The sequence below is a fragment of the Leptospira weilii genome, from assembly GCF_006874765.1.
Taxonomy (GTDB): Bacteria; Spirochaetota; Leptospiria; order Leptospirales; family Leptospiraceae; genus Leptospira; species Leptospira weilii.
This window is the reverse complement of the sequence record NZ_CP040840.1, coordinates 3,416,157-3,422,500: the sequence shown is the minus strand read 5'-3', so window position 1 is coordinate 3,422,500 and position 6,344 is coordinate 3,416,157. Positions and strand designations below refer to the sequence as shown.

Sequence of the window (6,344 nt, the reverse complement as noted above, 5' to 3'; positions counted from 1 at the left end):
ATAGGTTCTTGCATATTTGAATTTTTTTGTAAAAGAGCATTCGATTTTTGAGATAAGCGGTAAGATAGGAAGAAAAAAAGCCCACAAAGGATTGTCAAAATCAGAGCGTAGATCATAAGATAGTTTTTGGAAAATAAAGATTCTCTGTCGAGCTGTTTTAGTCTTGGGGTAGAGGATATTAAGAAAGAGGGCAACATGAGAGCTGTGCTTGAAAAACCGAACGATTTATTCAACCCGACAGAGAACCATCTCGCGCTTCGGGAAACCATCGCAAAATTTGCAAAAGAGAATATGGATACCCAGGCGAAGGAGCACGATGACCGCGAGACATTCAATCTTGCGTTGTTTCGGAGAATCGGTTCCGAACTCGGACTTTTCGGAATTACTGTTCCGGAAGAAGACGGTGGGATGGGGATGGACGCTGTTGCGGCGGTGATTATTCATGAGGAGCTTTCCGCTTATGATCCGGGGTTTATGCTTTCGTATCTGGCGCACGAAGTATTATTCGTAAATAATTTCTATCATAGTTCCAGTCCGGCTCAGAGAGAGAAGTATCTTTCGAAAGTGATTTCGGGAGAATGGATCGGCGGAATGGGAATGACGGAACCCGGAGCGGGAACGGACGTTCTCGGCATGAGAACGATCGCCGTAAAAAAGGGCGACAAATACGTGTTAAACGGTTCCAAACAATACATCACGAACGGAAATATAGGAAGTGTGTTTTTGGTGTATGCAAAAATGAGCAAGGATTCCAAAAGAACCACTTCCTTCATCGTGGAAAGTTCCTTCCCCGGTTTTAGCGTCGGTAAGAAAGAGGAAAAGATGGGAATGCGCTCCTCCCCGACGACTCAGCTTATATTCGAAGATTGCGAGGTTCCTGCGGAAAATTTAGTCGGCCAGGAAGACGGGGCCCTTATTCACATGATGAGAAACCTCGAAATCGAAAGGGTTACCCTTGCCGCTCAGTCTTTGGGAATCGCAAAACGCTCTGTGGATATCATGGCCGATTATACGATCCGTCATAGAGAGGCGTTTGGAAAAAAACTTTCGGAGTTCGGACAAATTCAGAGACTTCTCGCGGAATCATACGCGGATTATCAAGCGGCGCGCGCTCTTGTGTATCAAGTGGCAAGCGGAATCAACCCCGACAGTAGAAATTCTCTCGGAGCCGCTTCCGCAAAATTAGTCGCGACCCAAATGGCGGAAAGAGTGTCTCGAAACGCAATACAAGCGTTAGGCGGCTACGGATATTGCAGGGAATATCCCGTGGAAAGATTGCATAGGGATTCGATTCTTCTTTCCATCGGAGGCGGAACGAACGAAGCGATGCAAAAGAATATCGTCGCGGACTTAAAAAAAATCTACGAAGGGACTCCTTGAGTCGAAAGAACATACAACTCACGGAAAAACTGGAAGACTATATCTTCCGGAATTCCGTCAGGGAGCCGGACTCTTTTCGAAGACTGCGGGAAGAGACCGGCAAGTTGGCGCAGGCCAATATGCAAATCAGTCCTGAAGAAGGGCAGTTTCTCCACGTTTTGGCAAAAATCAGCGGCGCCAAACGAATCATAGAGATCGGTAGTTTTACGGGGTATTCTTCCCTTTGTTTTGCGACCGCATTGCCGGAAGACGGAAAAATTCTTTGCTGCGATATCAGCGAAGAATGGACGACGATCGCGCGGAAATATTGGAAAGAAAACGGTCTCGAATCCAAGATCGGTTTGAAGATCGGATCTGCATTAGAAACTTTGCAAGTGTTGATCGATTCGAAATCTTTTCCGGAATGGGCTCCCGATTTTGCATTCGGTCCCTCTACGATCGATTTGATTTTTCTCGACGCGGATAAGGAGAATTATCCGAACTATTATCCGTTGATTTTAGAACTTCTGAAACCGGGAGGCTTGTTGATTGCGGATAACGTTCTCTGGGACGGAAGCGTGGCCGATTCGACTCGCCAAGAACCTTCCACGATCGGAATTCGGAAGTTCAACGAAATGATTCACAAGGACGATTCCGTGGATGTAAGTTTGGTTCCGATTGCCGACGGAGTTTCGCTTGTAAGAAAGAAGTGAATTGACTACGTTTCGTTGATTGCTCGTCTCTATATAATAGAAGTTCCCGTGGTACCTTAATTTTCAATTACTCTATTGAAGATCCGGTGACGATCCTTCCCTCTTTGATATCGAAAAAAAGGGAAGGATCATTTTTTAGTTACAAGGATTTGAAGCAAAACCTCCGCCCGCGTAATAGACGAGAGTAGAATTACTAAGTTTTCTTATATCCAAGCCGTCGGTATGCGTCAAAGACATCGTAGGCGCAAAGTGATCCCAATAGTTATTCATTGCGTATTGAGTTTGTGGAATGCTATCGTTTCCTCCTATCTGTATATCCTCGTATGTGTTGCAGGAAAAAGTATTGTTTCCCGCGCTTCCGGTCGATCCCTGTCCTAAATCGAGTCCCTGCGTAGTGAGGATACCAATGGAATTTTGAGTAATTACATTGTTCTCCACTTTGTCATCGGAAGCTCGAATGCTGCCATCGTAGATTCCCCAATAGTTGGAAATGATTTGATTTCCGGAGATTGTATTGCTGCCTACGGCCGTTACGGTAAAATATTCGTAATAGATACCAACTCCCGAGGGGGACATCCCGGTGATCGTGTTATTCCTAATAAGTATGGATACGAAATTCTGTACGGAAACCCCTCTTGTAAGATAACCTCCCGGGCTCAGCGGGTTCGGGTTGGTGATTTTAAATCCTGCAATTTGAGAGTTATTTTTTGGAATGATTGTGGCATTCCAACTAGTATGATTTACATCGAATCCTCCTCCGTTGATCCAAGTAGGTCCTGTTTTAGGCGTGGTTCCCGGCGGCCCCGCGTAAAGGGAAGAAGAGTCTCCGATCAAACCTTTTCCGTCATAGTCTCCGTATAGGTTGACTCCATCCGGAATATACATGGGAAATGTTTCTCCGATGGATGTGTTGTAGGTTCCGGGCGCAACATAAATCACCTTTGTGCCGTCCGCTTTGGAGGCTAAAAGTGCTTTTGTGATCGTGCGATAGGGTGCGGACTTAGTGCCCGCACTGGAATCGTTTCCGGAAATAGAATCCACGTAATGCGTAGGTATGTCAATAATCGCCAGTCCCGAAGCATTCCGTTCGGGAGGAGTAAGGTTCCGTGGTTGGTTGTTTACGATTCCCAAAAGTAATTGGGAAGAATCATTGCTTTCTCCTGCGCATTCGGCTAACAGTAATATTATGAAAAAAATACTGAAAATTTGTTTCATTTGAGTTTTCCTTATTTCGAGAATCTGGGATTCTAAAATTAAATCGATAAATTGTCAAGCTTGTAGCGGTATATTTTTATTTCAAAAATTTAACATCGGCTATAAATACGAAACAATCGAAATTAAAGTTCGAAACAGAATAACGCCTAACGATATAGTTGTGTTAGGCGGTCCTACGATGAAGTTTCTAATTAATTTGGATTTAAAACTTGTTGTAAGTTCCTTAGAAAATGCGGTGTTGGATTCCATCGAACAATCCTAGGAAATTAAAGCGATGGCTTTTTTCGAAACAAAGACGGGATAGTCGGGTATTGATTTTCGGAGCCGTTCAAAGATAATAAGTTAGGAGATTTTGTAAAAAGCCTCCGTAAGAAATTGTGTTTCGGAATGTTTTTTTGTAAATAGGACAATGCTTATCGTAGGTTGAATATGTCCGTATCGCTAAAAATAGAATAAAACTTTTATCGTCTTCTTGGTTGATTCTGTATCGATTGAATTTATTCGGATCACGGTTTAAAATCGCGGCGATCAAAAGTCGCACGAACAGATTCCTCTTTATGATTCACACTCTGATTTTGCGTAAACAAATAAGCGAATAATATAATATTTTTTTATATTATAAAATTGGAAATTTTTGCATATCGCTTTTATGCGACCGGATCGGATATTTGTTCTTTGCCGAATAGACGACGGCCTTCGGATAGAGGTACCAGTGCAAATGACGTTCTTTAAAAAGAATCTGATTTCAATCGATCTCTTCTGCTTTGCTGATTTTGTCTTGGAATGCGCCCTTACTGATCCCTATAAAATAGGTACCGTTAATTCGAGCGCAAATCCCACGTTTAGACGCAGAATTTTAGACACTCTATTATATAGAGATGAGTAGGAATCGTTCTGCTGAGTTGTTTTATACTATTGATCCTACATAATAGGATACTGAAGCTATCCAAAAATATCCGAGAATGATCGAAATGGCGTTTTAAATGAAGATAAAGTATTTTTAAGGAGGTTTTATGAATTTTGAGACAAATCCCGCGTTTAGACACTGAATTTCAGCATTTTGTTATATAGTTCTCTGACTAAGAACAGTTCCCGACGTATTATAGGTTATCCTGCTATAGAATCCGCGAAAATATCAGTCTGATCAATCGCTGCGAATGCTTTTTCTCCAATGAGTTAAATGATTTAATGAGAAATGTGCGAAAAATTATTTACTGATCCGATTGGGGCGCCATATCAGATAAAATAGAGCGTCTTCCGGCGATTAAAAAGCGTGGGTTAGGCACAAGGCTTACATTTATAACAAAATAAGGATCACAAAAACGGGAAGTCCTTGACTTCGAAGGGCTTTAACTAAAAGCGGCTTGGCAATATCCAGGAATGGGAAGTAGGCCCGCAACTGCACGCGGAGTCGGATAACTGCGTTAGTCGTCTCTTTATCGGAAAAAGCTTCTTTAAGGTCACACAAGAAATACGGCTAAAGGGAAAAATACCTCCTCAAAACAGAAGAAATACCGAGCCGACAAATATTTAGTAAATTTAAATATAATAATAAATTAAAATATCATTCAAACAAATTTTATGAAACACTACCTAACCTATAAAGACGATACATCGGACAAATTTTGGAGCATAGAAGTTTCGGGAAATTCCTTTACCGTTGTCTATGGCAGAATAGGCGTCGCCGGAACATCTCAAACTAAAGCTTTTGGAGCCGAAGAAGCCTGCTTAAAAGAAGCGCGTAAGATCCTCTCTGAAAAATTAAAAAAAGGTTATATAGAAAAAAATGATATAATCGAAAAGTTGGTTTCTGATGATAAGAAACCTAAATCGGACAAAGAGAATCGAAAGGAAGCGGATAAAGCCGTAACTCCGAGAATTGAAAAACAATCGAAATCTGATTCGCAAAAAACCGAAGAACAACCGAAAAATAAAGCCAAGCGGTCATCTCAAAGAACCGCAAAGCAGGATTTAGAAACTCCTCCATCAGAAAGTTCTAAAGAGTTAAATAAGATCAGTCTCTATTATCAAGGCGACGGTAGTGACAAAGTTTATCATGTAAATATAGATCCGGAAGGGGACGGATACGTGGTGCTCTTCGCTTTTGGCAGACGTGGGAGCACACTTCAAACCGGAACCAAAACCTCAAAACCGGTTTCTTACGAATCCGCTCAAAAAATTATGAACCAACTCGTAAACTCCAAAATGGCAAAAGGATATACGGAAGGAGAATCCGGAACTCCTTATCTTCATACAAGCAAAGAAGAACGAATAAGCGGTGTTCATTGTCAACTTCTCAATCCTATCGAGGAAGAGGAACTTTCCGCGTATATTGAAAACGATCAATATGGAGCCCAAGAAAAGTTGGACGGCAATCGTATGATGATCCGAAAGACCGGAGACAGGGTGGAGGGAATCAATCGAAAGGGTCTAATTATTGCGACTTCGCAAATCATACACGAATGTGCTCTCGGTTTTCAGGAGGATTTTATTCTGGACGGAGAGTCGATCGGAGATGTATTCCACCCTTTCGACATTTTTTCGAAAGACGGAAAAGATATTCAACATCTACCCTACCAAGAGCGTTATGCGATACTTCAATCCGTCTTGAAGGATGGGGGCAAAACCTTTCGTCTTGTCGAATTGGTGGTCTCCACAAAAGGCAAAAAAGGACTTCTCGATAAATTACGAGAAAAACAAAAGGAAGGTATCGTATTCAAAGATCTGAATGCTCCTTACAAAGCGGGGAGACCTGCAAGCAAAGGGTCTCAGATTAAGTTCAAATTTTACGAGACGGCAACTGTAAGCGTAGAAACGGTAAATCTAAAACGCAGTGTAAGCATGCGTCTTTACGACGGAAAGTCTTGGATTAGTGTTGGAAACGTAACCATACCGGTTAATTTTGATATGCCGCAAGAAAAAGATATTATAGAAGTACGTTATTTATACGCATACAGAGGCGGTTCTTTGTATCAACCGACTTATCTGGGAATTCGAAACGATGCGGACGAAAACGACTGCGATTTAAATCAGCTTAAGTACAAGAGCGTTTAATGA

At 41.9% G+C, this 6,344-nt stretch carries 6 protein-coding genes (1 of these 6 only partly in view); 3 read left to right on the top strand and 3 right to left on the bottom strand.

The window, feature by feature from the left end; all coding sequences use genetic code 11:
* On the bottom strand, positions 1-116 hold the beginning of the coding sequence (locus tag FHG67_RS16670; RefSeq protein WP_061235387.1) for an LIC10362 family protein. It extends 289 nt beyond the left edge of the window; 116 of the gene's 405 nt are visible here — the first part of the coding sequence; it begins with the start codon at positions 114-116; its stop codon lies beyond the left edge, outside the window.
* A gap of 79 nt (positions 117-195) precedes the next feature.
* On the opposite strand from FHG67_RS16670, the gene FHG67_RS16665 reads away from it, so the two are divergent.
* Positions 196-1,380, top strand: coding sequence for an acyl-CoA dehydrogenase family protein (locus tag FHG67_RS16665; RefSeq protein ID WP_004500039.1), 1,185 nt, complete (start codon positions 196-198; stop codon positions 1,378-1,380).
* Positions 1,377-2,072 carry an O-methyltransferase gene (locus FHG67_RS16660; RefSeq protein ID WP_004500154.1) on the top strand — a complete coding sequence of 232 codons (696 nt, stop codon included), beginning with the start codon at positions 1,377-1,379 and terminating at the stop codon, positions 2,070-2,072. The genes FHG67_RS16665 and FHG67_RS16660 overlap by 4 nt, the downstream gene beginning before the upstream one ends.
* 135 nt (positions 2,073-2,207) lie before the next feature.
* Here FHG67_RS16660 and FHG67_RS16655 read toward each other — a convergent pair whose 3' ends face one another.
* Positions 2,208-3,287: an LIC10774 family surface protein gene (locus tag FHG67_RS16655; protein WP_004500104.1), complete on the bottom strand. Its 1,080-nt coding sequence runs from the start codon at positions 3,285-3,287 to the stop codon at positions 2,208-2,210.
* Between the two features lie 328 nt (positions 3,288-3,615).
* Positions 3,616-3,828, bottom strand: a complete 213-nt coding sequence (locus tag FHG67_RS16650; protein WP_004500158.1) for a hypothetical protein — start codon at positions 3,826-3,828, stop codon at positions 3,616-3,618.
* Positions 3,829-4,868: 1,040 nt separating this feature from the next.
* On the opposite strand from FHG67_RS16650, the gene FHG67_RS16640 reads away from it, so the two are divergent.
* On the top strand, positions 4,869-6,341 hold the full coding sequence (locus FHG67_RS16640) for a WGR domain-containing protein (protein ID WP_004500046.1): 1,473 nt from the start codon (positions 4,869-4,871) through the stop codon (positions 6,339-6,341).
* Positions 6,342-6,344: the final 3 nt, after the last annotated feature.

Bases quoted from the DNA above. Each gene is read 5' to 3' on its own strand.
- FHG67_RS16665 (WP_004500039.1), top strand. From the start codon at position 196: ATGAGAGCTGTGCTTGAAAAACCGAACGATTTATTCAACCCGACAGAG.
- FHG67_RS16655 (WP_004500104.1), bottom strand. From the start codon at position 3,287: ATGAAACAAATTTTCAGTATTTTTTTCATAATATTACTGTTAGCCGAA.
- FHG67_RS16640 (WP_004500046.1), top strand. From the start codon at position 4,869: ATGAAACACTACCTAACCTATAAAGACGATACATCGGACAAATTTTGG.